This window comes from Microbacterium sp. SZ1 (assembly GCF_002362255.1).
GTDB lineage: Bacteria > Actinomycetota > Actinomycetes > Actinomycetales > Microbacteriaceae > Microbacterium.
Window position 1 is genome coordinate 1 of the sequence record NZ_LPVV01000031.1, and the last position, 1,447, is coordinate 1,447.

At 67.7% G+C, this 1,447-nt stretch carries 2 protein-coding genes; both read right to left on the reverse strand.

The genetic code is table 11. The features are described from left to right. The coding region (locus AUC47_RS10780) for a hypothetical protein (RefSeq protein ID WP_143740728.1) at window positions 1–614 on the reverse strand (614 nt) is incomplete at its 3' end. A gap of 158 nt (window positions 615–772) precedes the next feature. Beyond that, a complete protein-coding gene (locus AUC47_RS10785) occupies window positions 773–1,354 on the reverse strand; it encodes a DNA-3-methyladenine glycosylase I (protein ID WP_096715196.1) in 582 nt (193 codons plus the stop codon). Between the last annotated feature and the right edge of the window lie 93 nt (window positions 1,355–1,447).

Genomic DNA, 1,447 nt, shown 5'->3' on the forward strand with positions numbered 1-1,447 from the left:
GCGCCCGAGTCGTCGAGCTCGCCGACGGATGCCGTGGACGGCTCGAGTGCTTCGCCTTCGTTGTCGACGGGGATGGTGACGACCTCGCCGCGGTCGGCGGAGAGGCCGAAGACGGTGCCGTCTTCGGCGACGGCGACGTCGGCATTGGAGCCGAGCTTGGCGGCGGGCTCCGCGCCGTCCATCTTGAACGTCGGGATTCCGCGCACGGGGACGACGAACAGATTGCCGGACTTCTTGTCGAGGATCGCGGTGGTCTGGTGGCCGAGCGCGACCTTGGATGACGAGGGGATGCGGGCCGAGTCACCGAGGGAGACGCGGGCGGGGTCGACCGCCGTGACGGTGGCGGCGCTCTCGTCTACGACGAGGATCGTGGTCTCATCCTGCAGGATGTCGAAGTTCTCGCCGGTGGTGCGGAGTCCGCCGTCGAGCACGGTGGATTCGTGATTGAAGTGGCCGACGAGCAGGCTGGAGGCCTTGGTGATCCAGACGCCGCCGTCGTTGAGATCGACCTTCGTGGTCGGGAAGCCCTGATAGTTGATCGCCATCGTGGTCAGGGCGATCACGCCCACCGTCACTCCGGCGGCGGACGCCAGTGTCTTCGGTCGCGACCGCATCCACGACAACGCCTTCATACCCGGTTCCCCCCAGGGTCTCGCTGAACAAGACTCTCCTTATCGCGCACCTGGCCGGGCACGATACACCCGATCATCCTAACCGGCTGGAATACCGCGCACGATGGGGAGAATTGTCCAAGCGGAACGCGCCCACGGACTCAGCGGGGGTCGGCGGCGCGCCAGCATCCCTCGATGTGGTCGTCGACCATGCCGGCGGACTGCATCAGGGCGTACATCGTGGTCGCGCCGACGAAGCGGAAGCCGCGCCGTCGGAGCTCTTTGCTGAGGGCGGTCGATTCGGGGGTGACGGCCGGCACGTCGGCGAAGCTCGCCGGGCGGATGCCGGTGGTGGGAGGGGCGAACGACCACATGAGCTCGTCGAGCTCGCCCTCCGCCATGGTGCGGACAATACGGGCGTTACCGATGGTCGCCTCGATCTTGGCGCGGTTGCGGATGATGCCCGTGTCGCCCATGAGGCGCTCGACGTCGGTCTCGTCGAACGCGGCGACGGCGTCGGGGTCGAATCCGGCGAACACCTCGCGGAACCGAGGACGCTTGCGGAGGATCGTGATCCACGACAGGCCGGCCTGGAAGCCCTCGAGCGCCATCTTCTCGAACAGAGCCCGGTTGCCGTGCAGCGGGGTGCCCCACTCCTCGTCGTGGTAACGGCGGTACTCGGCGTCGTCTCCGACCCAGGCGCAGCGTGCACGTTCGTCGGGACCGATGAGAAGGGAGGGCATGGGTCGACCGTATCGCCCGGCACGGACAGTGCGCTGTGCCGGCTGCGCACTCATCATGCCGATCTGGCCCGCGGTTTCGTGGTGTGGGTGGGT

Bases quoted from the DNA above. Each gene is read 5' to 3' on its own strand.
- AUC47_RS10785 (WP_096715196.1), bottom strand. From the start codon at position 1,354: ATGCCCTCCCTTCTCATCGGTCCCGACGAACGTGCACGCTGCGCCTGG.